This is a genomic window from Pseudarthrobacter defluvii (genome assembly GCF_030816725.1).
GTDB classification, from domain to species: Bacteria; Actinomycetota; Actinomycetes; order Actinomycetales; family Micrococcaceae; genus Arthrobacter; species Arthrobacter defluvii_A.
The window spans coordinates 2,158,087-2,181,592 of sequence record NZ_JAUSYG010000001.1; the positions used below are offsets into that span (position 1 = coordinate 2,158,087).

Below are 23,506 nucleotides of genomic sequence, written 5' to 3' on the forward strand. Positions count from 1 at the left end.
GGCAGGGAAGGACAGCCATGAAGCTGCATCAAGGAAAACAGCCAACGGCCCGTACGCTGACCGGAATTGACAGGCTCATCAGGAACGTTCAGACAGGCCGGTTTGAGCGCTCCCTCTCGGCGCTGACGGCAGCTGGCGCCCTGGTCACCGCCGCGGAGATCTTCCTGGAGCATGACAAGGCAAGCTTCGGCAACAAGTGGATGTGGGCTCCTGTTGCCCTGGGCCCGGTGGGGGCTGCCGCGGGGGTGGCGGGGGTCTTCAGCCGCCGCATGGCCAAGACGGCGCTACCGCTGGCCAGCGCCGCCATCATCGCCAACGGACTGCAGGGCACCTGGCTGCATCTGCAGGGCATCCGGCAGAAGCCAGGGGGCCTGGCCAACCTGCGCTACAACCTTGAGATGGGCCCGCCGCTGTTCGCACCGCTGCTCGTCACCCTCGTTGGCGGCATGGGTGTGCTGGCCTCGGTCCTGAGGCGCGAACCGTGAGCGGGCTGCCCTTGAGCGAGGACGACGGCGGGAGCCGGTACCCGGGCTTCAGCACCCTCGCGCAGGCGAAGCATTGGGACCCGGCGACGGCCGCCGTCGTGCTTGCCAGGATGGGCCTGACTCCTGACGTCCGCTTCTTCAGCCCGGCCGAGGAAGCGGCGGCGCGGGCGCTCTTCGACCAGTTGCTGGACCAGTTCGCGGAACCTCGTGTGCCGGTGGTGAACATGGTGGACGCGCGCCTGGCCGAGGAAGAGACCGACGGCTGGCATTACGACAACCTGCCGCGGGACGGCGAAGCCTGGCGTGCCTCCCTGGCGGCGCTGGACCAGGAGGCCCGGTCCCGGGAGGACTGCACCTTCGCCGCGCTCAGCCGGGACGGGCAGGCACGGCTGCTGCAGGACATCTGCGACCTGGACCGCGACCTCTGGAGGGGCCTCCCGGCGGACCGCGTATGGAGCCTGTGGACGCGGTACGCCTGCACCGCGTTCTATTCACATCCCCTGGCCTGGGACGAGATCGGTTTTGCCGGCCCCGCCTACCCCCGCGGCTACAAGAACCTGGGCGTGGACCGGCTTGAGCCGTTCGAAGTGCGCGACGTCCGACCGGACGCGGACCCGACCCATGGAGCGGATCGATGAACCGGCTCCGGGAACGGAACGATTCAGCCTGGCTGTTGCCCTCCGGCCCCGGCAGCAACCTACGCCTGCGGGAAAAGATGCGCCGGTACGCCGACGACGACGAAGTGGACATTCTCATTGTGGGGTGCGGTGCCGGAGGAGCTACGCTGCTCCAGCGTCTCGCCCGCGCCGGGTGGCGGGCCGTGGCCCTGGATGCGGGGCCGTTCTGGGAACCTGAGCAGGACTGGGTCAGCGACGAGGCCGGCTCGCACCATCTCTACTGGACTGAACCGCGGGTGATCAGTGGCAAAGACCCGGTACCGCTGGGTTCGAACAACTCGGGCCGCGGCGTCGGCGGATCGATGGTGCATTTCGCCGGATACACGCCACGCTTCCACCCAAGCGACTTCCACACCCTCAGCGCGGATGGCGTGGGCGCGGACTGGCCGCTGGAGTATGCGGAGCTCAAGCCGTTCTATGAAGACATTGAAGCGGAGCTGCCTGTCTCCGGGGAGCACTGGCCCTGGGGCGATCCGCACACCTACCCCCACCGGCCGCACCCGGTATCCGGCAACGGGGAACTGTTCATGAGGGGCGCCAACGCCTGCGGCGTCACGGCGAAGGTGGGGCCGGTGGCCATCGCCAACGGGAGGTTCGGCAACCGTCCCCACTGCATCTACCGCGGCTTCTGCCTTCAGGGCTGCAAAGTCAACGCCAAGGCCTCACCGCTGATCACCCACGTCCCCGACGCCCTGGCGCACGGGGCCGAAATCCGGCCCGACGCCATGGCAACCCGGATCGGACTCGACGAACGCAGCGGCCGGGCGACCGGCGTCGAATATGTCCAGGGCGGGGTCCGCAGGTTCCAGCGCGCCCGCCTGGTGGCTGTGGCGGGTTACTCGATCGAAACCCCCCGCCTGCTGCTGAACTCCACATCCCCGCGCTTTCCGGAGGGAATGTGCAACGACTTCGACCAGGTGGGCCGGTACCTGATGGTCCAGGGCGCACCCCAGACGGCGGGCCGGTTCCAGGCCGAGGTACGCATGTGGAAGGCCCCTCCCCCGGAAGTCAGCACCGAGGACTTCTACGAGACAGACCCGGCCAAACCGTACAAGCGCGGATTCTCCATCCAGTGCGTTTCCCCGCTGCCCATTACCTGGGCGGAACACGTTGCCGCGCAGGGACACTGGGGCGCGGCGCTCCGCCGCTACATGAGCGACTACCCGCATTGGGCCTGCCTCGGTGCACTCTGCGAGTTCCTCCCCCTCGAAGGGAACAGGGTCACGCTCGCGGACGAAACGGACCGGAACGGCATCCCGGTTGCCTGCTTCAGCTACAGCCAGTGCGGCAACGACCGGCAGTTGATGTCCGCAGCCCAGCAGGTCATGGAGCGGATCCTCACCGCGGCGGGAGCGGAGGAAGTGATCACCATCAACCGCTACGCGCACCTGGTGGGCGGTGCCCGGATGGCCGCCGGTGAGCGGGACGGAGTGGTGGACCGGAACCTGCGAAGTTTCGCAGTACCCAACCTGCTGGTCACCGACGGCAGCGTCCTGCCCACCCAGGGCAGCGCAAACCCGGCCCTGACCATCATGGCACTGGCGGCCCGCGCCGCCCGCGTCCTGGTTCAAGGCGCCCGCACGGGCGTCCCGATGAGCATCAAGGAAGACTGATCATGGCAACTACAGTGGCTGACTACCTGCTCTCCCGCCTCGGCGAGTGGGGCGTGGACAAGGTCTTCGGTTTCCCCGGAGACGGCATCAACGGCATCCTGGCCGCCTTCGAGAAGGCAGGCAACCAGCCGAAATTCATCCAAGCCAGGCACGAGGAGATGGCCGCATTCGAGGCCGTGGGCTACGCCAAGTTCGACGGCCGCCCGGCCATCTGCATGGCCACCTCCGGGCCCGGCGCGATCCACCTGCTCAACGGGCTGTACGACGCCAAACTGGACCACGTTCCGGTGGTGGCCATCGTGGGACAGACGGCACGCAGCGCCATGGGCGGGTCCTACCAGCAGGAAGTTGATCTGCTGACCCTGTTCAAGGACGTCGCTTCCGATTACGTCCAGATGGTCACCGTCCCGCAGCAACTCCCCAACGTCATCGACCGCGCCATCAGGATTGCGGAGGCGCAGCGGGCTCCCACTGCCGTGATCATCCCTGCGGATGTCCAGGAACTCGAATACAGCGCACCCACCCACGAATTCAAGATGGTGCCCTCCAGCGTCGGAATCCAATGGCCTGACATCCAGCCCGACAGCCAGGCGGTCCGGGGTGCGGCACAGCTGCTGAACGAGGGCTCCAAGGTGGCTATCCTCATCGGCCAGGGGGCCCGGGGCGCTGCCGCCGAGGTCCGCGAAGTGGCCGAGCTGCTGGGCGCGGGGGTGGCCAAGGCCCTGCTGGGCAAGGACGCGCTGCCCGATGACCTGCCGTATGTCACGGGCTCGATCGGCCTGCTGGGCACGCGTCCCAGCTACGAGATGATGCGCGACTGCGACACGCTGCTCACCATCGGCTCCAGCTTCCCCTACACCCAGTTCCTGCCCGAACCTGGTCAGGCACGCGGCGTGCAGATCGACGTGGACCCGAAAATGATCGGGCTGCGCTACACCAACGAGTTCAACATCGTGGCCGACGCCGGCACGGCCTTGCGGGCGCTGATCCCGCACTTGGACCGGAAGAAGGACCGGTCCTGGCAGGATGCCCTGGAAGCGAAGATCAGCCGCTGGTGGGAAACCATGCATGACGAGGCCATGGTCAGTGCTGATCCCGTCAACCCGATGCGCCTGTTTGCCGAACTCTCCACCCGGCTTCCCGCCAATGCGATGCTGAGCGCGGATTCAGGGTCATCGGCGAACTGGTACGCCCGGCAGCTGAAGTTCCGGGGAGAGGTCCGGGGCTCGCTGTCCGGCAACCTGGCCACCATGGGGCCCGGCGTTCCCTATGCCATTGGGGCCAAGTTCGCCCACCCGGGCCGCCCGGCCATCGCCTTCGCAGGGGACGGGGCCATGCAGATGAACGGCCTGGCCGAGCTCATCACCGTCAAGCACTACTGGCGTGAATGGGACGATCCCCGGTTGGTGGTCGCCGTCCTGCACAACAATGACCTGAACCAGGTGACCTGGGAAATGCGGGCCATGGGTGGAGTGCCGGCCTTCCGCCAGTCGCAGGCACTCCCGGACGTGGACTACGCGGGCTTCGCCGAAAGCCTGGGACTGCAGGGCATCCACGTGGACAACCCCGACGACGTCGGGCCGGCGTGGGAGAAGGCCCTCGCCGCAGACCGGCCCACACTTTTGGACGTCCGCACCGACCCCGACATCCCGCCCATCCCGCCGCATGCCACCCTGGAGCAGGCACGAAAGACGGCCGAGGCCATGGTCAAGGGCGATGACAGTGCCTGGGGTGTGGTGAAGGAAGGGGTCAAGACCAAGATCCAGGAATTCCTGCCCCACAGGGAGGGGTGAACCGTGGCACCGGCGCAGGCTCCCGTCAGCGCCATATGGGCAGCGGCCTATGCGGTGCCCACTGACGCCCCTGAAGCGGACGGAACTTTCAGCTGGGACTCCACCACCATGGTGCTGGTCCAGGCCGCGGCGGGCGGGAAGACCGGCCTGGGGTGGACATATGCACCGGCCGCCGCAGCCAACCTGGTGGAAGAACTCCTCGGCCCCGCCGTCCACGGTATTGACGCACTGGACATACCGGCTGCGGCGGCGGCGATGGCCAGGTCTGTGCGCAACCCCGGCAGCACGGGGCTGGCCTCCTACGCCGTGTCCGCCGTCGACTGCGCGCTCTGGGACCTGAAGGCCCGCCTGCTGGACCTGCCGCTGCACAAACTGCTCGGTGCGGTCAGGGACAGGGTTGCGGTCTATGGCAGCGGCGGGTTCACCACCTACTCCAAAGAGCAGCTGCAAAACCAGCTTCAGGGTTGGGTCCAGGGCCAGGACATCAGGTGCGTGAAGATCAAGATCGGGGAGGACAACGGAACCAACGTGCCGCGGGACCTGGAGCGCATCCGCCAGGCGCGCGCCGCCGTCGGGCCTCACGTGGAACTGTTCGTGGACGCCAACGGTGCCTACACCGCCAAGCAGGCCGTCCGCGTCCTGCACGAGGCTGCTGGAGAGAACGTCACGTGGTTCGAGGAGCCTGTCTCCAGTGACCACCTGGCCGGACTCCGCCTGGTGCGGGACGCAGTGGATGCCGACGTGGCCGCCGGCGAATACGGCACCGGGCTCCCCTACTTCCAGCGCCTGTGCGCCGCGAATGCCATCGACTGCCTGCAGGCAGACGTCAGCAGGTGCGGCGGAATCAGCGAATGGCTCCGCATCGCCGCCGTTGCCGCGGCCCACGGCCTGGAGGTCTCAGGCCACTGCGCACCCCACCTGAGCACCGCCGTCGCCGCCGCCACCCCCAACTTCCGCCACCTGGAATGGTTCCACGACCATGTCCGTATCGAGAACCTCTTCTTCGAAGGATCGCTTGACCCCGGCGGAGGAGCACTGCGGCCGGGGGACGAGCCAGGGAACGGACTGTCGTTCCGCAGCAGTGATGCCGAGCAATTCCGGGTCCTTTGATCCGCCACCCACAGGAAGGACCGAACTGTGAAGTACCTGGGCAGTAGCCCGACAAAACGTCCGACGGCGGGTGGCGCCTGATGCCCGAATGGTTACAGGCCTGGATGTGGGGCACCATCGCCGGGGCGGCGCTCGTCCTGGGGTGCGCCTTGGCATGGACATGGAAGATCCCGTCCAAAGTCGTTTCCTCCGTGATGTCCTTTGGCGCCGGCGTCCTGATCTCGGCCCTGGCCTTCGAACTGGTGGAGGAAGCCGTCAACGGCGGCGGCCTGTGGCCGACGATCGGCGGCTTCGCCACGGGCGCCGTGGTTTACGTTGCCGCCAACGCCCTGCTTGCCCTCAAGGGCGCCAAACACCGCAAGCGGTCCGGCGGAAAACAGCCATCGGAACAGCAGAAGCCAGGCAGTGGAACGGCCATCGCCATTGGAGCACTGCTGGACGGCATCCCGGAATCAGTAGTCCTTGGAGTGGGGCTGGTGACTGCCGGCGCCGTCAGCCCGGCCATGCTGGCCGCCGTCTTTATCTCCAACGTCCCGGAAGGACTCTCCAGTACCGCCGGCATGAAAAAAGCCGGACGCAGCGCCAAATACGTCTTCGGGGTGTGGGTGGGCATCGCCGTGCTGTCGGGGCTCGCGGCACTGGTCGGGTTCGTCCTGCTGCAGGGCGCCCCAGCGGAACTGGTGGCTTTCATCACCGCCGTAGCGGCCGGCGCGATCCTGGCCATGCTCGCCGACACGATGATTCCCGAAGCATTCGAGGAACACCACCTCCTCACCGGCCTGATCGCCGCCGTCGGATTCCTGGCCGCCTTCACCGTAGACCAGGTAGGCGGCTGAACCACGACTGAAAGGAACCCATGAACACCACTGCGAACACCAGGAAACCCGCACGCGCGGCCAGAGGGCAAACGTACGGACGGCTGCCGGATCAGGTTCCGGCAGGAAAAGGCTTCTGATGCCACAGATCAGTGACTACGCGATGGTGGGCGATCTGCACACCGCCGCTTTGGTCAGTACCAGCGGGTCCATCGACTGGATGTGCCTGCCCAACTTTGACTCCCCGGCCTGCTTCGCCGCATTGCTCGATTCCCCTGCTGCCGGGCGCTGGCTGCTGGCACCGGCCGGCGCCGGGGCATGCACCCGCCGGCGGTACCGGCCCGGCACGCTCATTCTGGAGACCGAGTGGGACACCCCGGATGGAAGCGTCAGAGTCACTGACTTCATGCCTGCGCGGGATGAAGTTGCCGACGTGGTGCGGGTGGTTGATGGCCTCAGCGGGAGCGTGCCCATGTACGGCGAACTTTGCCTGCGCTTCGATTACGGACGCATAGTCCCCTGGGTGCGGCGCAACGAACACGGATTGAGTGCTATCGCTGGCCCGGACGCCGCCTACCTGACAACCGACGCACCCCTCGAGGGCCGGGACTTCCGCACCGTCAGCGAGTTCACCGTCCACGCCGGGCAGCGCGTATCTTTCGTCCTGCGGTGGGCGCCCAGCTACCGGCCCCCGCCGAGGATGACAGACCCGGCCACATCCCTTGCGGCCACGGAGACTTTCTGGCGGAGCTGGATCGGCCGGAACCGGATTGACGGTGAGTACAAGGATGCCGTGGAAAGATCCCTCATCACCCTTAAAGCACTTATTTACGCCCCCACCGGGGGAATCGTCGCTGCAGCCACCACCTCCCTGCCCGAAGACCCCGGTGGTTCCAGGAACTGGGATTACAGGTTCTGCTGGCTCCGGGATGCGACGCTGACCCTGCAGTCCCTGCTCGCCTGCGGGTACACCGAGGAAGCTGCCGCCTGGCGCGAATGGCTGCTCCGCGCCGTTGCCGGGGACCCGGCCGATCTGCAGATCATGTACGGGCTCGACGGCACCCGCCGCCTTCCGGAAACGGAACTCCCCTGGCTTGCAGGCTTTGAGAACTCAACCCCCGTCCGCACCGGAAATGCCGCCGCCCCGCAGCTGCAGCTGGACGTGTGGGGCGAAGTGCTGGACGGGCTCTCCCTCACCAGGGCCGCCGCCCCGGCCGGCGCCGTCGACGATTCCTGGGATATTCAGGTTGCGCTTATGGAGTACCTGGAAGGCGCCTGGGACCAGCCTGACAACGGTCTATGGGAAATGCGCGGCCCGCGCCGCCACTTCACGCACTCCAAGGTCATGGCCTGGGTGGCCGCCGACCGGATGGTCAAAGGAATCACCGAATGCGGCCTGCCTGGACCCCGGCAGCGTTGGGCCGACCTCCGGGACACGATCCACACGGATGTCATGACGCACGGGTTCAATGAAAAACACAACACCTTTGTCCAGTCCTATGACAGCACCGAACTCGACGCCAGCCTCCTGTTGATACCCCGGGTCGGCTTCCTGCCACATGACCATCCACGCGTCATCGGCACCGTCGACGCAATTCAAAAGAACCTCACCGAGGACGGATTCGTACTCCGCTACCACCCCGAAGCCAGCAACGACGGCCTCCCCGGCCGTGAGGGGGTGTTCCTGGCCTGCTCCTTCTGGCTCGTTGACGCGCTGCTGGGCATTGGCCGCCGGCGCGAGGCCGTTGACCTCTTCGAGCGTCTGCTCACGGTGCGCAACGACGTGGGACTCCTCAGTGAAGAATGGGATCCCAAAGCGGGGAGGCAACTGGGCAACCTTCCCCAGGCATTCAGCCACTTTCCCCTTGTCCACTGCGCCCTGCAACTCGAACAAGGGAGTGCCCGCCACAGCGACACCCCCATGCCGCGCGATCACACTGATTGAGGCTCTTCATATTCTTGCGTTACTGCAACAGTTGCGATTCAATAAGAGAGTGATTGCGAGTGGAGACCGCTGCCCGGCCGAATGCCGAGCGTGATCGTGCCGCCACCCCGGCTCCACCCGTGAAGTCCTGCTCTATTCCGCCGCAAACGGAAAGCGGGCCACGTGCCCGCGGGAGGGCAACAGCGCGCTGGGGCGCGATTTGATCGGCCACATTGCGAAGGAGCAATTCCGATGGCACATAACGTCACGTCAGTACCGGCAGTAGGCAATGCACGGTGGAAGCGGCTCATTCCTGTCGCGATCGTCGTGTACATCATCTCTTTCATGGACAGGACCAATATCGGTTTCGCCCTGAACGGGCTTCACCAGGACCTGGGCATCGACGCCGCCCAGCAGGGACTGGCAGCCGGCATCTTCTTCATCGGCTACCTCGTCCTGCAGATACCCGGCGGCCACCTCGCCGAGCACTGGAGCGCGAAGAAATTCGTCGGCATCATGGTGCTCGTCTGGGGTGTCCTGGCCGTCCTTTCCGGATTCATCCAGGATTTTACCCAACTGCTGGTGGTGCGCTTCTTCCTCGGCGTGGCCGAGGCCGGGATCTGGCCTGCGATCCTTGTCCTAATCAGCCACTGGTTCCCCGCCGCTGAACGGGCCCGCGCCTACGCCTTCTGGATGATGAACATCGCCATCGCTTCCATCATCACCGCCCCGCTCTCCGGGTGGATCCTCTCCTTCTCGGACTGGCGGTGGCTGTTTATCATCGAGGGCATCTTCCCGTTTGTCATCGCGGCACCACTGTGGTGGGCCCTTATCGCCGACCACCCGCGCGAGGCAACGTGGTGCTCGGTTGAAGAGCGCGAGTACATCGAGAAGGGACTTGCCGCCGACGCCGAAGCACATCCACAGCAGGAAAGGGTAGGGCTGCGCCACGTCCTGTCCAACGCGGTGGTGTGGCGGCTGACCCTGGTGTACTTCCTCATTCAAATCGGCTTCTACGGCATCAATATCTGGCTCCCCCACGTGATCAAGACGATCACCTCCGGGTCCTCCATCCAAGTTGGCCTGATCACTGCCATCCCGTACGTGCTGGCGATGTTCGGTCTTTGGTACAACGCCAAGGCAGCCGACCGCTCCGGCCGTTACTCCACCCATGTCCTTCTGTCGATGGCGGTGGGTGCTGTTGCCCTGGTGGTCTCGGTCGCCACCGGGGACAACCTTCCGTTCCTGGCAGTCACGCTCATCAGCATCGCCGTCGCCGGCGCCCTGGCTTACGACGGTCCGTTCTGGGCTTCCGCGTCCCGCGCCATGCCGGTGGCAGTTGCCGGCACAGCCATGGGTCTGATTAACGCGGTTGGCAACCTCGGCGGGTTTGTCGGACCCTACGTTGGCGGTTTCCTGCAGGATGTCACGCACGGCAGCTTCCTGGCCACGTCCATCTTCCTGGCGTGCTGCCTGTTGGCGGCCGGCCTGGTGATGCTGACGCTGAGGCGCGGCGGTGACAGGCCGCTTGAAAACCGACGGCTGCAGCAGTCCGGCGACGGAAAGACGGGGACACCAGCGGGTACGAAGAAGACCTCCTGACCGGGGGCTGACCCTGGCAGTTTGAAGCATGCGCGGCAGCACCGAACACCGTCGGTGCTGCCGCGCTTTGGGACCAGGATGCTTACAGCTTCGCCTAAGTCCGCGGCCACGGAACCTGGCAGGTCAAGACCGATTTACTGCGCCAGCAAGTACGCGGTGCGTGCGTTTCCGGAAGGGCTCCGCCAGGAAAACACCGACTTGCGGGTATCAGCGGTCTCACCGGGATTCACACTCACCGGGTTGACGGACCGGGGCGGCAATGCCGAAGCACAGGCCGCAACCCACCCGGCGTGGCGGCTGGGCGATGTCGGCGCAGTGTAGAGCCGGCTCAGGCCGGTTCCGGCGATCCGCCGTCCAGCGCAGCATCGCCGGACGCCGCCGTCGTATTATCTGCAGAAAGCGCCTGACGACGGCGGTACACCTGAATGCCGATAGCCACCGGTATCGCCGACACGGCGACTGCCCGCATCCACGGTCTGTCCAGGGCATGCCCGGTCAGGGCATCCAAGGAAACCCGCCCCGGGCCGCCGATCGCGAAGGACGCGGCCGCAAGCCCGAGGACCGCAGGGTATTCCAGGCCACCCTCCATAGCGAAGAAGCCGTTGGGTGCGTGCACGCTGGCCGCGACCCCCATGGTCGTGGCGGCGGCCGCTCCTGCCGCCGGCGTGGCAAAGCCGAGAGCAAGGGCCAGGCCGGCACCTGCTTCACCGAGGCCAGCCAGCATGGCACTGGTCTTGGCGGGGTGGAAGCCCATGGCAGCCATGCCTTTGCTGGTCTCCTCGATGCCGCCGCCGCCGAACCACCCGAATAGCTTCTGCGATCCGTGTGCGACGAGCACACCTCCGAGTGCGGCGCGGAACAGGGTCCGGGCCGCGGTGGTGGCCGCCGGCGTTACGTTCTCATAGCTCACGGTGGTGATCCTTCCGGACAGTAATGCGCGATCGGTCTCCTGCAACAGTCTAGGCCGCGGAAAAGCGCATGGACCGGAAATGTAAGCGCAACCTGCCCGAGGGGCCGCCGGCTCAAGTTCAGGCGCTGTGCACCGGCAGCGGAGGCCGCAGCCAGTCAGCAATGTCTGGATCGTGCTTCACCAGGAGGTTCTCCAGAAGAGGTTTGCCATGGTGTTCCTTTCTATGACCGCTGTCGGTACCCGCGTGCCCAAATGACTTCGGCGGCGCCCGCCAGAGCAAGCGGGAAAGCTACGACGGCGCCGAGATGGCGCAGCAGGCTGTAGGGATCCGCCAGGTCGGCCCAACCCACCAGAACTCCTGGCAGGGCCACGCAGACTGTTACCCAAACCGGGTTGCCCCGAACGTGCGACCAGGCGGCGGCCGCGAGGGACAGCGCGCAGCCGGCGAAGATGAAGCGGCTGCCCAGCCAGATCTCCTCCTGCTCCGCAGGACTTGGCAACCAGAGGTGCCAGCCGCCGCGCACGATCCCGTAAGCGATCATGACAATAGAGGCGAGCACGAGCAGGACCCAGCCGGCCGCACTTGCCCAACGGCGGCCGGCTTCTGTTAACTCCATCACCTGTCCCCTTCCCGCTGATAGCTGTTGCCTCTCATGGTCGGAGAGTATAGGGCCCGCGGTGTATGGCAGTGTTGCTTCCCGGTCGGATCTGGCTGTTTCACCGGGCCGGCCCCACCAATGATTGAAAACCTGCAGCGACTTCCCGTCCTCACAGAAGGGCGAGTGGGACCCGAGCAGTCAGTGCCATGTCTACTGCAGCGGCCAACCATAACGAAACGGTCACGAAAATTGCCCTTATTATTGACAGCGCTGTCAGTCTGCGAGTTAGATCACACTCATGGATGACAGCGCTGTCGAAGCAACACCGAAAGACGTATCAAAACAGGTGGTGCCGCGACTTGCGGATGTCGCAGTTCACGCCGGGGTTTCGCCCAAGACGGTGTCGCGCGTCGTAAACAATGAAGCGAATGTGCGGCCACAGGTCCGGGCCCAGGTCCTTCGGTCGGTGGCGGCTTTGGGTTATCGCCCGAATGCAGCCGCTCGTGCCTTGGTCACGCAACGGACCAATCAGATCGGACTCGTCGCGACCGCCAGCTCACTTTACGGTCCGACCGCTGGATTGTTCAGCTTGGAGCAGGCCGCCTGGAAGGCTGGCTACGGTCTGACACTCACAACGGTCAGAGAGGCATCCGAAGCGCACCTTGAAGAAGCCATCCATTACTTGATGGTGCGTGGCGTTGAGGGAGTGATCGTTTCCGGCGTGGCGGGAGTTCTCCATCTCGAAGCGACCGCCCTGACTGACATGCCTCTGGTCAGTACCAGCCCCATCACGACGGAGTCGGCAAAGCACGTGTTAGTCGACACGGATCAGGTAGCAGGCACGAGGGCTGCCGTGCGTCATCTTTACGACGCCGGGCATCGCAGGATTGCGCACCTGGCCGGACCGCTGGATTGGGACTCAGCAGCCCGGCGCCGCGAGGGATGGCTGCAAGAAGTGAAGGACCTGGACCTCTCCCCCGGCCCCCTCCTCGAAGGTGATTGGTCACCAAAGTCCGGATACGAAGCGGCGCTGACCCTCGATCGAACGTCAGCGACTGCCATTGTTGTCGCAAATGACCACATGGCGATGGGAGCCATCCGCGCCTTCAGTGAGCAGGGCATGCGCATCCCGGATGACATGTCAGTGGTCGGCTTCGACGACGTTCCGGAAGCCGCGTACCAGATGGTTCCCCTCACGACCGTTCGCCAGAATTTTTCCGCCGTCGCAGAACGTTCCGTCCGCGAACTGATTCATCTGATCGAAGGACGCACGGCGGAAGAGGCAAGCATTCATCTTCCTACCGAGCTGATCGTGCGGGACTCTACCGCACCTTATCCCAGGAATCCGAGCTGATTTATCAGCTTCTCAAGCTCCCGTAAGAACGAACATCACCCAGTTCCCCGGCGCAGCGCGCGTCGACCTTACGGGCGAACTGCCGCACCGATCACCACCCATCAGAAAGCAGAAGCCATGTCACGAGATATTTCACGTCGCTCCATCTTGGCCGCATTCCCCTTGGCTGCCCTGAGTGTTAGCGCTCTCAGCGCCTGCGGTGGCGGGACGTCCTCCGCGTCAGGCGGTGCATCCTCCCCCGTCTCCCAAGCTGATATTGACGCCGCAATGCAGAAGGAGACAAAGCTGACCTTCTGGACTTGGGTCCCGGACATCCAAAAGGAAGTGGGCTTGTTCCAAGCCAAGTACCCTGCCGTGAAAGTCGAGGTGGTTAACGTCGGCCAGGGCGGGGCCCACTACCAGAAGCTGCGGGCGGCAATCCAAGCCGGAAAGGGGGCGCCGGACGTCGTGCAGATGGAGTTCGACAAACTGCCTTCGTTCACCCTTACGGACAACCTCCTGGACTTGACGCCATACGGCATAGGTGATTTGAAATCCGACTACCCGGCCTGGGTTTGGGACGGGGTGACTCCGGGTGGCAAGGGTATCTACGGCGTTCCCCAGGACACCGGCCCCATGGGGATGCTGTACCGCGAAGACCTCTTCACGGCCGCCGGAATTAGCGTCCCCAAGACGTGGGACGACTTCGCGGCCGCAGTTTCGAACTATCGGGCCAAGAACCCATCAAGCATGCTCGTCAACTGGGCCCCCAGCTCGGAGGCGAACATGTTGGGTCTCTTCTGGCAGGCCGGGGGCCGGCCCTTCTCCTTCGACGGGACAAAGAACGTCAAGATCAACCTCACCGGGGACGCCGCGTGCAAGAAGGTCACCGCCTACTGGAACGATCTCTTCCGTTCAGGGAACATTGGTAACGAACCCGACTTCGCCGACGCCTGGTACCAGGGCCTAAACAACGGAAAGTACCGGCATGGCTGACAGGTGCTTGGGGCCCTGTGTTCCTGCAGGGAACCGCGAAGAGCACGGCTGGCAAATGGCGCGCCGCACCACTGCCACAGTGGGACCCCTCCAAGCCGGCCAGCGGCAACTACGGCGGTTCAACCGACGCCGTCCTGAAGTCAAGCGAGAACCCCATTGCCGCCGCCATGCTGGCCCGCTTCGTCAACACGGATGACAAGGCGGCACTGACCCTGGCCAACGAACAGTTCCTGTTCCCGCCGTCGACGAAAACGCTCAAGAACCCCGCCTTCGCCGATGCCGCAGCAAGCTTCTACGGTGGCCAAAAGGTCAACAAGGAGTTCACTGATATCGCTTCGACCGTCCAGGAGGGCTTCCAGTTCCTGCCGTTCAACGACTATGCCGCCAGCAGCTATGACAAGACCATGGGCAAAGCCATCGGCGACCGCGGTGACCTAAACGCGGCCTTGTCCGCATGGCAGGATGACTTGGTGCAATATGCCAAGGGACAGGGCTTCACCGTTGCAAGCTGAAACTCCCTCCCGGCAAGCACAGCGGACCCCTCGCAGGAAGACAGCGAACATCGCGCGGTGGCGCCAGTACGTGGCAGCCTATGCGCTGTCCATGCCCTTCATGGTCGCATTCGTTCTGATGGTCGCCGTACCTCTCGCCTACGCAGGCTATCTCTCCCTCTTCAAGAAGCAGCTCATCGGCGGCATCTCGTTTGTCGGCATGGACAACTACGGCCGTGCCCTGACCGACCCATCCTTCCTGGGTGGGGTCGGCCGAATGGCCCTGTTCCTTGTAATCCAGGTTCCAGTCATGCTTGGCCTGTCACTGCTCTTTGCCCTCATCCTGGACAGCGGGATGCTGCGCCTGCAGAAGTTCATCCGTCTCGGGGTGTTCTTGCCGTACGCGATTCCCAGCGTGATCGCCACACTGATGTGGGGCTACCTGTACGGGAAAGACTTCGGCCCTTTCGCGCAACTTGCCAAGTCGCTGGGGCTTCCGGCGCCGGACTTCCTCGCCGGGGGTAACGTCCTCTTCTCGATCATGAACATCGTGACGTGGGGATTCGTCGGCTACAACATGATCGTCATGTACGCGGCACTCAGGTCCATACCCGCGGAACTGTACGAAGCGGCACGGGTCGACGGCGCCGGCGAGTGGAGAGTGGCTTGGTCCATCAAGATACCTGCCATCAAAGGTGCCTTGCTGCTGACCACGATCTTCTCGGTCATCGGGTCCTTCCAACTCTTCAATGAACCGAACCTCCTTCGGGTTATCGCGCCGGCAGCCATTAGTCAGGATTACACGCCGAACATGTACGCCTTTCAGCTTTCTTTCGTCAACCAGGATGCCAACTACGCAGCGGCCATTGCCTTCCTGCTCGGGATCGTGATTATGGCCGTCAGCTATGGGGTCCAACTGACCGCGAACAGAAAGGAAGGGGCATCGTGACCGCTACAGTCGCTGACCGCCTCGCAGCACGAAGCCAGACCACGGCAGCACCGCGCCGCAAGCGATCGGGCCGGAGCACGCTCCTTACTGTCGCCATGCTGCTGTGCCTTGTCTATTTCCTCCTACCCATCTTCTGGCTCATCGTTGCGTCCACCAAGGCAAACGAAGACCTGTTCAGCAGTTTCGGCCTCTGGTTCTCCCACATGAACCTGGCCGAAAACCTGCAAAATGTCTTCACCTTTCAGAACGGCGTCTTCGTCCACTGGATGGTCAATAGCCTCATCTATGCCGTCGTCAGTGGCGTGGGCGCATCAGCACTGGCTACTGCGGCCGGGTACGCCTTCGCCAAATACAGATTCCCTGGTGGCAACGCGATGTTCACCATTGTGTTGGGCGCCGTAATGATTCCCATGACGGCCCTGGCCATCCCCACGTACCTGCTCTTCGCGGGGGCCAACCTGACCAACACACCTTGGGCAGTAATCCTGCCGTCCCTTGTGAGCCCGTTCGGCGTGTACCTCATGAGGGTTTACGCCGCCGACGCAGTCCCGGACTCACTCATCGAAGCCGCCCGCGTCGACGGAGCGGGAGAAATGCGCATCTTCCTCCAGATTGTTCTCCGGCTCCTCGTACCCGGGTCGATCACGGTGCTGCTATTCGCACTGGTCGCCTCCTGGAACAACTACTTCCTCCCCCTGATCATGCTCAACAGCCCTGAACTGTTCCCACTTCCGGTCGGACTTGCCCAATGGCAGGCAGCATCGGCAGCGGGTTCGGGATCCCAGGCGTTGTTCTCCACCGTCATCACCGGGTCACTGGTCTCGGTACTCCCCCTCATGGCCGCGTTCCTGTTTCTGCAGCGCTACTGGCAGTCCGGCCTCGGCACCGGCGCCGTCAAGGCCTGACCCAACCCTTCCCTAAACGAAAGTAAGAACCATGACTGAACGACCCCGCAAAGTACTTTTCGGCGCGGCCTACTACCACGAATACCAGCCATCCCCCCGACTCGACCAGGACCTGGATCTCATGGCAGCCGCCAACATGACCGTCATCCGCGTTGGCGAATCCACCTGGTCCCAGTGGGAGCCCGAGGACGGCAAATTCGACCTGGAATGGATGGCCCCGGTCCTGGACGGTGCCCACGAACGCGGCATCTCCGTCATCCTCGGTACCCCGACCTACGCCATTCCGATGTGGCTTGCCCGCCGCTTCCCCGAAATCGCGGGCGAGCCGAAAACCGGCCAGCCCCTGGGATGGGGTGCCCGGCAGGAAGTGGACTACACCCACCCCGCGTTCAAATTCCACGCCGAACGGATCATCCGCAAAATCGTCCAACGCTTCGCGAAGCATCCGGCGGTGATCGGTTACCAGGTCGATAACGAGCCGGGCCTGCTCGCCTTCCACAACCGGGGCGTCTTCCAGCGTTTTACCGACGAACTTCGGCACCAGTACGGCACGGTGGAGAACCTCAACAAGGAATGGGGCCTGGTCTACTGGTCCCATCAGCTCTCCACGTGGGCGGACCTCTGGACACCGGACAACAACGCCCAACCGCAATACGACCTCGCATGGCGCCGGTTCCAGGCCCGACTCACCACCGAATTCCTTCAATGGCAGACCGCCATCGTGAGGGAGTACTCGACCCCGGAGCAGTTCGTCACCACCTGCATCGCGTACGACCGGCCCTCACAACACGACCAGGACATGACCCGGGATTTCGACATCACGGCCGGCAACCCCTACTACGCCATGCAGGACGCTTTCGCCATCCCGCCGTCCAAAAGCACTCCCCAAGGTTGGGCGACCAGCGGCGCCTGGACGCTCTTCCAGAGTGGTGACCGCATGTACTCATCCAAACAGGCGCCGTTCCTGGTTACCGAGACCAATGCAGGAGCCATCGGCGGATCAGCGATGCAGTACCCGGCGTTTGACGGGCAGTGGCGACAGGCTGCTTACGCCTTCATCTCCCGCGGCGCAGAGATGATTGAATACTGGCATTGGGCCACCAACCACTACGGCACTGAAACCTACTGGGTCGGTGTCCTTCCACACGACCAGAAACCCGGACGCGTTTATCGGGAGCTTGCACAACTCGGAGCCGAGCTCAAAGCTGCCGACAAAGCCTTGGTGGGCCTCACACCGGATGCGAACGTGGGCATGATCTACTCCAACGATTCCAAGTGGGGCCTGGCCGGCCAGCCTTGCTTCCTGTCCGAGGCGCCAATGACGGGAGACGAACGCTCCTATCAGAAGATTTTCGAAGCCTTCTACCAGGGCGCCTTCCGGGCAGGCACTCCGGTGCGGATCCTGCACGACCGCCAGATCATCGGCGCTGAGGGCCATAGCCTGGATCCTGCCCAAGTGGCTCACGAACTGCCCGTCCTGATTGCCGCCGGCCTGTACATAGCGGACGACGCACTCCTGGACTGGCTGCGGGCCTACGCGGAAGCAGGCGGCCACCTCGTACTGGGAATGCGCACTGCGTACGCGGATCATGAGGCACGGGCCCGGCTCGAAATCAAACCTTCCCGCCTCGCGGAACAAGCAGGGGTGAGCTACCAGGAATTCTCGCAGCTGGCCGAACCGCTTGAACTGGAGGCGGCAGAAGGATTCCAGATTTCGCCGGGAAGCCTCGCGACCCGCTGGGTAGACTACCTCGAGCAACAGGATGGCACTGCCCTTGCCGGCTACGTCCACCCCCAGTTCGGCCGCTACCCCGCCATCACCACGACGGCGGCGGGCGCCGGCAGGATCACCACCATCGGCACGCTGCCAAATACGGAACTTGCAGCAGACCTGATGCGCTGGCTGAACCCAGATCAAAAAGCCGGCTGGGAAGACTTGCCCGAGACAGTTACCGTCCACTCGGCGACAAGTGCCGACGGTGGCCGCCTTCACTTCGTGCACAACTGGGGATGGGAACCGGTCACGATTGCCGCGCCGGCTTCCGTGGACGACCTGCTCAACGCGGAAAAGACCAATCTCACCAAGATTGAGCTCACGGCCTGGGACGTGCGCGTCCTCATCGAGACCTCGCCGGAAGCCAAGAGCTGACTGTTCTTTTCATCCCGCGGACCCTGAGCGCCAGCATTGCAGGCGACCAGGAAGGGCAGGGAGGAGGTCCGGTGTGTCCGGCCCTCCTCCCGGTGCTCCAGAGCCTCTCGATTGACAGGCGAAATAAGGACTCGCAACGGACCCGCGCCTTTGACCCATCGTGTTACTCCACCCCCCCGCATACGGCAGTCGTACGGCCGCTCTCGATTAAGAACTCACAGCGGAGACCAAGTGCAAACTACAGCACGCATGGCAGATGTGGCCGTGGCAGCAGGCGTCTCTGTGGCGACCGTTTCGAATGTTCTCAATCAGCCGGACATTGTTTCTCCTGGCACTCGCGAAAAGGTACGGGAAGCGATACGTGTCCTGCAATACAGACCGGTCCCGCGGGCTGCACGTCTTCCGGAAAAAAGCCAGGAGATACGCCCGCTTAAAACTGGCCCCGCCCCGGTGACCGGGAGGGGAAGATGCAGATCTGCAAAGGCGAAACCGGCTGCTCACATCAACCCGTATTTCACCGCCGATCAGGCTGCCCAGGTCCGTGCAGCACTTCAGGCCGTTGGGCTGGGGGAAGGGTATGCCTCGCTGTCTGATCTGGTGGTCGCCGCGACGATGGAGGAAGTCAAACGACTGCAGCGCAAATACAACAAAGGGCAGAGGTGGCCCGGCATCCCTGAGGGGAAGATCCGGAGGGGACGGCCCACCCTTGGTGACGTTACAAGGCGGAAGGACTGGCCGTGATCCTGCAACAGCCAAGTCATTGCTGCACCCGCATCAGGCAGCGCGAAGGGATTGCACCAGCGAAGCGACTCGGAGCCAACAGCGTGTCGAGTCCGCAGCTATTTCCAGACCCTGGCGTAGTCGACCCGGACGGCACCAGGGGGTCCGAACACCTGCGAGCCCGACCAGGAGCCCACGTTGATGATCAGGAAGTGCGGCGCTGCACCGTCTTGGGTTGAATATGACTGGATTAGCACGCCATCGAAATAGATGTCGTTCCGGCCAGCCTTCCGGTGCAAGCCGTAGGTGTGGAACTCCCCCGCCCAGCAGCCGGGGATGCTGACAGTAATGTTTCGGGAGGGCGAGTGGTAGTTGGAGTGCATCGTGCCGGACAGGGGCTCGGCGATGTCATTCTCACCGTGTAAAGGCCAGGACTGGCCCGTTGTCCACCAGGCGGGCCAGTTGTGGATCGTGGTGCAGGTACCGGGAAAGAGAATCCTGGCCTCGTAAAAGCCCAGCCCAAATGAGGCCCCGGTGTGGCCGGCAACGCCATCGTTTGGATTCGTCGCTACCAGCGCACCCTGTCCGGGTGAGGACATCTGAAGCCGCAGCTCTCCGCCCATGACGCTGACGTTACTGGAGCACGTCAGGACCTTGTTCATCATGGAACCCGCGCAGTCTTTGAACCAATACGGTGTCCAGATCCTCCGGTTCAACGTGTCAAAGTTGTCTTCAAACAACAGCGACCAGTTTCCGGGCACCCCAAGGGGCGTCTGTATGCTGACGGAGGATGCAGCGGCAGCCGTTGCTACTGCGCGCGCGGCAACAACGTGCGTGGTGATTTGCGTTGGCGGGCTGCCGGTGGCAGGCCCCGCCCCGACACATAGCAGAAGGTTGAGGAGCCCCGCCATGAGGCTCAGGCAGGCCCTGGCCATCCCCATCCCACTCTCCCTCGGGTCCTTGACACTGTTCATTTGCACCAGAAACTCGGCGTGCGCACCCAGGTCCAATCAACTCGCCACAAACCCGCATCTACCAAAAGGGCCCCTCGCGACGGCTCAAAAGGAGGTCCTAATCGACCAAACCTTCATTTCAGCTACCTGACGCAGTTTCAGGCTCGACCAGGCGAAAGCCCGGCAAATGCGGCGAGAGCCTCCGGCAGCAGCCAACATACACCGCCAAAAAGCCAGCCATAAGGGTCCCTCGTACCCCATCCACGCCCTACGTCTCCCCGGATTGCACCGGTAGGTTCGGGGGGCTTGCCCCCTATGCCCGATCCCTGCTGCCGGTGGGCTGGCGCGAAGGTGTCCCCGCCCGGAAACCAACGGCGGCGGTGACCTGTCCCCGGAGTTGCACACCGCTTGTGGGCAGGCCGAATGTTGGGGTGATCCCCTGTGTCCGGGACGGTGGCAAACTGCGAATGCGCGGGTTCCCGCGCATTTACAAGAATTGCCGCCTGGGCTGCACACCTAACGGGCTCTCGTTCGAACGACTCCAGCGAGTCACCACAGTCACCCGACAAACATCCCCTGGCAGTCACCATGAGTGATTGCAGGCCCTCGAGGGCGAGTACCGGTGGTGAGACAGGGGTTCCTCGGAGGTCAGATGCGAGTATTCGCTACTGGTGACGGCCTCCGAAGTATACAAATAACCTCGGAGGATCGGTCTTGGGCCCGCACCGGTGCCCAGCGGAGAAAAGCACGATCGAACAGGACCACACCGGGCTCTTCCCGGGTCGAGTGCCGGACTATGAACAGCTGTACCGCGTCGGGGGAGTGCGTTAGAGATGAAGCGATTTGCGAGTTGGTTGGCCCAGACGGTGGTCGCTGCCGTTGTCGTTGCCGGTTCCATTTTGGTCTGGTCTCCTGCCGCCTCTGCTGATCCTGTCTACGGCACCCAAAGCATCTCTTACTCGGGGCTCGCAAACCCGCCAACGGCCGATAAGCCCCAGAGCAAACTCTGGTGGAATGACGGCTCCTGGTGGGCGGACATGTGGACGACCGGAAGTGGCTGGCACATCTACAGGCTCGACCGCGGCACCCACGTCTGGGTGGACACCGGGGTGTTGAATGACGCTCGCGGGAGCACCCTGGCAGATACGCTCTGGGACGGCACGCATCTGTATATTGCCTCCCACGTCGTCAGCGTTTCCTCCGACACCAACCCGGCGGCTTCCAAGGCCGGGCACCCGGCGTACCTTTACCGGTACAGCTACGTTGGCGGGAAATATACTCTTGACCCCGGCTTCCCCAGCGTCATCACCGATAACAGCAGTGAGTCGCTGACCATCGCTGAAGACAGCACCGGTGCCATCTGGGCCACATGGACCCAGGTAGCAGGCAACGCCACCAGCGGCTACACCAACACCGTCTACGTCAACAACTCAACCCCAGGGGGCACAGACTGGGCCGAGCCATTTGTCATCCCGGTCACCCACCCGACTGCTGCGCCGGATGACATCTCAGCGGTCCTTGCCTACGGGAAGAACAAGATCGGGGTCATGTGGAGCGACCAAGTCACCGGCACAGTGTGGTGGGCAACCCGCACGGACGGGACATCCCCAACAGCCTCCTCATCCTGGAAACAACAGTACGCCAGCCGGGGAAGCGGCCAGGCCGATGACCACCTCAACCTGAAATCAGTCCAAGCCGATGACAGCGGTCGTGTCTTCGCCGCCGTGAAGACCAGCCTCAACGACACCTCGACCGATCCCACCCTGCCTCAACTGCTGCTGCTCGTCTTCAAACCAGGCACAGGGGCATTCACCAAGTCGACTATTTCCACAACAGGTGACTGCGTCACCCGGCCGCAGATCCTGCTCGACACTCAAAACAACTTGGTGCATGTCTTCCAGACCGCACCACCGACCTCGGTCACCGGGTGCGCCTATTCGGGCGTGGCCGGAAGCATCTACGAGAAGACAGCGGCCATGGACAACCCGACGTTCGGCCCGGGCCGGGGAACCCCCATCATGCAAAGCGCGTCGTCGTCGAACATCAATGACCTGACCACCACCAAACAGGACGTCAACGGCACCACCGGGATCGTGGTCATGGCTACTGACAACGTCGCGAAAAACTACTGGTTCGCCGACAAAAGCCTGATGACAGCGACAGCTCCCGTCGCCTCGTTCACCTCCACCCCATCCTCGGGCACAGCACCCCTGGACGTTTCCTTCACGGACACCTCCACCGGGACCCCCACGTCCTGGGCATGGGACTTCGGCGACGGCGGAACCTCCAACGCCCAAAATCCCACCCACAGCTACGCCACAGCCGGCGATTACACCGCCAAACTCACTGCCACGAACACGTCCGGTCAATCTGTCGCCACCACAACCATCACGGCCACAGCAGCGACGCCGTCTGACCCCGGCGGGGACGTCCCACCTGAAGCCACGACCCAGATCCAAGCGGCAGCGGATGTCAGTCCGGGTCTCGGGACAGCCACCTCGCCCATCACCTGCGGCTTGCGAGACGGTGGTTGCTATCAGAACTACCAAGGCGGGGCGATCATCTGGTCCCCAGCCACGGGAGCACGCGTCAGCGTCGGCGCAATCCGTGCCGCATGGGCCGCCACCGGCTATGAAAACGGCGGACTCGGCTACCCGACCACCAACGAAGTCTGCGGCTTGCGAGGCGGTGGCTGCTACCAGAACTACCAAGGCGGGGCGATCATCTGGTCCCCAGCCACGGGAGCACGCGTCAGCGTCGGCGCAATCCGTGCCGCATGGGCCGCCACCGGCTATGAAAACGGCGGACTCGGCTACCCGACCACCAACGAAGTCTGCGGCTTGCGAGGCGGTGGCTGCTACCAGAACTACCAAGGCGGGGCGATCATCTGGTCCCCAGCCACGGGAGCACGCGTCAGCGTCGGCGCAATCCGTGCCGCATGGGCCGCCACCGGCTATGAAAACGGCGGACTCGGCTACCCGACCACCAACGAAGTCTGCGGCTTGCGAGGCGGTGGCTGCTACCAGAACTACCAAGGCGGGGCGATCATCTGGTCCCCAGCCACGGGAGCACGCGTCAGCGTCGGCGCAATCCGTGCCGCATGGGCCGCCACCGGCTATGAAAACGGCGGACTCGGCTACCCGACCACCAATGAGTACCCCATCGGCGGTGGCAGCGTCGCCCAAAGCTATCAAGGAGGACGGATCTCGTGGTCACCCGTCACGGGTACCCTGATCACCTGACTGTGGCCAATCCTTCTCAGGGCGAGCGGTAAGCGCCTCCGCTGCGGCAGTGGCTTAGCGGCCAGGTTGGATCCAGCCGCATCTATTCCCAAACTTCGAAATAGTCGCCCCAGACCGCACCTGCGCCCGGCGGACCCGCCGGCCAAAGCCGCCGAGACCAACATCTTCCGGGCTAACAAGCCCCGACGGGCCTGCAGGTATTGGCTGAAAGCCTGATTATTCGCCACCTCCCCAATGTAC

Annotated in this window: 20 protein-coding genes; 17 read left to right on the forward strand and 3 right to left on the reverse strand. The window is 63.9% G+C overall.

Going from position 1 to position 23,506, the window contains the following annotated elements; all coding sequences use genetic code 11:
- Positions 1–17 precede the first annotated feature (17 nt).
- The 9 genes from QF031_RS10085 (at position 18) to QF031_RS10125 (ending at position 10,340) form a co-directional block, all read left to right on the forward strand.
- Positions 18–485: a hypothetical protein gene (locus QF031_RS10085; protein ID WP_307427396.1), complete on the forward strand. Its 468-nt coding sequence runs from the start codon at positions 18–20 to the stop codon at positions 483–485.
- Positions 482–1,123: a gluconate 2-dehydrogenase subunit 3 family protein gene (locus QF031_RS10090; protein ID WP_307427398.1), complete on the forward strand. Its 642-nt coding sequence runs from the start codon at positions 482–484 to the stop codon at positions 1,121–1,123. The genes QF031_RS10085 and QF031_RS10090 overlap by 4 nt, the downstream gene beginning before the upstream one ends.
- Entirely contained in the window at positions 1,120–2,775 is a 1,656-nt protein-coding gene (locus QF031_RS10095; protein WP_307427400.1) for a GMC family oxidoreductase, read from the forward strand. Before QF031_RS10090 ends, QF031_RS10095 begins: the two co-directional genes overlap by 4 nt.
- A 2-nt stretch (positions 2,776–2,777) precedes the next feature.
- Positions 2,778–4,568, forward strand: a complete 1,791-nt coding sequence (locus QF031_RS10100) for a thiamine pyrophosphate-requiring protein (protein WP_307427403.1) — start codon at positions 2,778–2,780, stop codon at positions 4,566–4,568.
- 3 nt (positions 4,569–4,571) lie between these two features.
- Positions 4,572–5,678, forward strand: coding sequence for an enolase C-terminal domain-like protein (locus QF031_RS10105; RefSeq protein WP_307427406.1), 1,107 nt, complete (start codon positions 4,572–4,574; stop codon positions 5,676–5,678).
- An 80-nt stretch (positions 5,679–5,758) separates the two neighbouring features.
- On the forward strand, positions 5,759–6,514 hold the full coding sequence (locus QF031_RS10110) for a ZIP family metal transporter (protein ID WP_307427408.1): 756 nt from the start codon (positions 5,759–5,761) through the stop codon (positions 6,512–6,514).
- A gap of 118 nt (positions 6,515–6,632) precedes the next feature.
- A complete protein-coding gene (locus QF031_RS10115) occupies positions 6,633–8,438 on the forward strand; it encodes a glycoside hydrolase family 15 protein (protein WP_307427412.1) in 1,806 nt (601 codons plus the stop codon).
- A 231-nt stretch (positions 8,439–8,669) separates the two neighbouring features.
- Complete coding sequence (locus QF031_RS10120) at positions 8,670–10,019, forward strand: MFS transporter (protein WP_307427415.1); 1,350 nt, start codon at positions 8,670–8,672, stop codon at positions 10,017–10,019.
- Positions 10,020–10,097: 78 nt separating this feature from the next.
- Entirely contained in the window at positions 10,098–10,340 is a 243-nt protein-coding gene (locus QF031_RS10125) for an SDR family NAD(P)-dependent oxidoreductase (RefSeq protein ID WP_307427417.1), read from the forward strand.
- 7 nt (positions 10,341–10,347) lie between these two features.
- Here the strand turns inward: QF031_RS10125 and QF031_RS10130 are convergent, their stop codons facing one another.
- Both QF031_RS10130 and QF031_RS10135 read right to left on the reverse strand, forming a co-directional pair.
- The gene (locus tag QF031_RS10130) at positions 10,348–10,929 is read right to left on the reverse strand and encodes a DoxX family protein (RefSeq protein WP_307427420.1); all 582 of its coding nucleotides are present in this window, start codon (positions 10,927–10,929) and stop codon (positions 10,348–10,350) included.
- Between the two features lie 221 nt (positions 10,930–11,150).
- The gene (locus QF031_RS10135; protein ID WP_307427423.1) at positions 11,151–11,546 is read right to left on the reverse strand and encodes a hypothetical protein; all 396 of its coding nucleotides are present in this window, start codon (positions 11,544–11,546) and stop codon (positions 11,151–11,153) included.
- 280 nt (positions 11,547–11,826) lie between these two features.
- On the opposite strand from QF031_RS10135, the gene QF031_RS10140 reads away from it, so the two are divergent.
- The 7 genes from QF031_RS10140 to QF031_RS21465 all read left to right on the forward strand — a co-directional run bounded on the left by QF031_RS10140 (position 11,827) and on the right by QF031_RS21465 (position 19,092).
- Positions 11,827–12,882 (forward strand): LacI family DNA-binding transcriptional regulator, encoded by a 1,056-nt coding sequence (locus QF031_RS10140; protein ID WP_307427425.1) that lies wholly within the window; start codon positions 11,827–11,829, stop codon positions 12,880–12,882.
- Positions 12,883–13,149: 267 nt separating this feature from the next.
- Positions 13,150–13,857 (forward strand): ABC transporter substrate-binding protein, encoded by a 708-nt coding sequence (locus QF031_RS10145; protein ID WP_307427428.1) that lies wholly within the window; start codon positions 13,150–13,152, stop codon positions 13,855–13,857.
- 17 nt (positions 13,858–13,874) lie between these two features.
- Positions 13,875–14,369, forward strand: coding sequence for a hypothetical protein (locus tag QF031_RS10150; RefSeq protein ID WP_307427431.1), 495 nt, complete (start codon positions 13,875–13,877; stop codon positions 14,367–14,369).
- Positions 14,335–15,297, forward strand: coding sequence for a carbohydrate ABC transporter permease (locus QF031_RS10155; protein WP_370874501.1), 963 nt, complete (start codon positions 14,335–14,337; stop codon positions 15,295–15,297). The genes QF031_RS10150 and QF031_RS10155 overlap by 35 nt, the downstream gene beginning before the upstream one ends.
- Positions 15,294–16,202 (forward strand): carbohydrate ABC transporter permease, encoded by a 909-nt coding sequence (locus tag QF031_RS10160; protein WP_307427437.1) that lies wholly within the window; start codon positions 15,294–15,296, stop codon positions 16,200–16,202. The genes QF031_RS10155 and QF031_RS10160 overlap by 4 nt, the downstream gene beginning before the upstream one ends.
- 31 nt (positions 16,203–16,233) lie before the next feature.
- Positions 16,234–18,351 (forward strand): beta-galactosidase, encoded by a 2,118-nt coding sequence (locus QF031_RS10165; RefSeq protein WP_307427440.1) that lies wholly within the window; start codon positions 16,234–16,236, stop codon positions 18,349–18,351.
- Positions 18,352–18,600: 249 nt separating this feature from the next.
- Positions 18,601–19,092, forward strand: coding sequence for a ParB family protein (locus QF031_RS21465; RefSeq protein ID WP_370874502.1), 492 nt, complete (start codon positions 18,601–18,603; stop codon positions 19,090–19,092).
- 98 nt (positions 19,093–19,190) lie between these two features.
- Here QF031_RS21465 and QF031_RS10180 read toward each other — a convergent pair whose 3' ends face one another.
- Entirely contained in the window at positions 19,191–19,736 is a 546-nt protein-coding gene (locus QF031_RS10180) for a glycoside hydrolase family 16 protein (protein ID WP_307427443.1), read from the reverse strand.
- Between the two features lie 1,121 nt (positions 19,737–20,857).
- Here QF031_RS10180 and QF031_RS10185 point away from each other — a divergent pair.
- Positions 20,858–23,266 carry a PKD domain-containing protein gene (locus tag QF031_RS10185; protein WP_307427446.1) on the forward strand — a complete coding sequence of 803 codons (2,409 nt, stop codon included), beginning with the start codon at positions 20,858–20,860 and terminating at the stop codon, positions 23,264–23,266.
- Positions 23,267–23,506: the final 240 nt, after the last annotated feature.

Coding starts and splice junctions, on each gene's coding strand:
- QF031_RS10085 (WP_307427396.1), top strand. CDS start 18: ATGAAGCTGCATCAAGGAAAACAGCCAACGGCCCGTACGCTGACCGGA.
- QF031_RS10095 (WP_307427400.1), top strand. CDS start 1,120: ATGAACCGGCTCCGGGAACGGAACGATTCAGCCTGGCTGTTGCCCTCC.
- QF031_RS10100 (WP_307427403.1), top strand. CDS start 2,778: ATGGCAACTACAGTGGCTGACTACCTGCTCTCCCGCCTCGGCGAGTGG.
- QF031_RS10110 (WP_307427408.1), top strand. CDS start 5,759: ATGCCCGAATGGTTACAGGCCTGGATGTGGGGCACCATCGCCGGGGCG.
- QF031_RS10115 (WP_307427412.1), top strand. CDS start 6,633: ATGCCACAGATCAGTGACTACGCGATGGTGGGCGATCTGCACACCGCC.
- QF031_RS10120 (WP_307427415.1), top strand. CDS start 8,670: ATGGCACATAACGTCACGTCAGTACCGGCAGTAGGCAATGCACGGTGG.
- QF031_RS10125 (WP_307427417.1), top strand. CDS start 10,098: ATGCTTACAGCTTCGCCTAAGTCCGCGGCCACGGAACCTGGCAGGTCA.
- QF031_RS10135 (WP_307427423.1), bottom strand. CDS start 11,546: ATGGAGTTAACAGAAGCCGGCCGCCGTTGGGCAAGTGCGGCCGGCTGG.
- QF031_RS10140 (WP_307427425.1), top strand. CDS start 11,827: ATGGATGACAGCGCTGTCGAAGCAACACCGAAAGACGTATCAAAACAG.
- QF031_RS10145 (WP_307427428.1), top strand. CDS start 13,150: ATGCAGAAGGAGACAAAGCTGACCTTCTGGACTTGGGTCCCGGACATC.
- QF031_RS10155 (WP_370874501.1), top strand. CDS start 14,335: ATGCCAAGGGACAGGGCTTCACCGTTGCAAGCTGAAACTCCCTCCCGG.
- QF031_RS10165 (WP_307427440.1), top strand. CDS start 16,234: ATGACTGAACGACCCCGCAAAGTACTTTTCGGCGCGGCCTACTACCAC.
- QF031_RS21465 (WP_370874502.1), top strand. CDS start 18,601: ATGGCAGATGTGGCCGTGGCAGCAGGCGTCTCTGTGGCGACCGTTTCG.
- QF031_RS10180 (WP_307427443.1), bottom strand. CDS start 19,736: ATGATGAACAAGGTCCTGACGTGCTCCAGTAACGTCAGCGTCATGGGC.
- QF031_RS10185 (WP_307427446.1), top strand. CDS start 20,858: ATGAAGCGATTTGCGAGTTGGTTGGCCCAGACGGTGGTCGCTGCCGTT.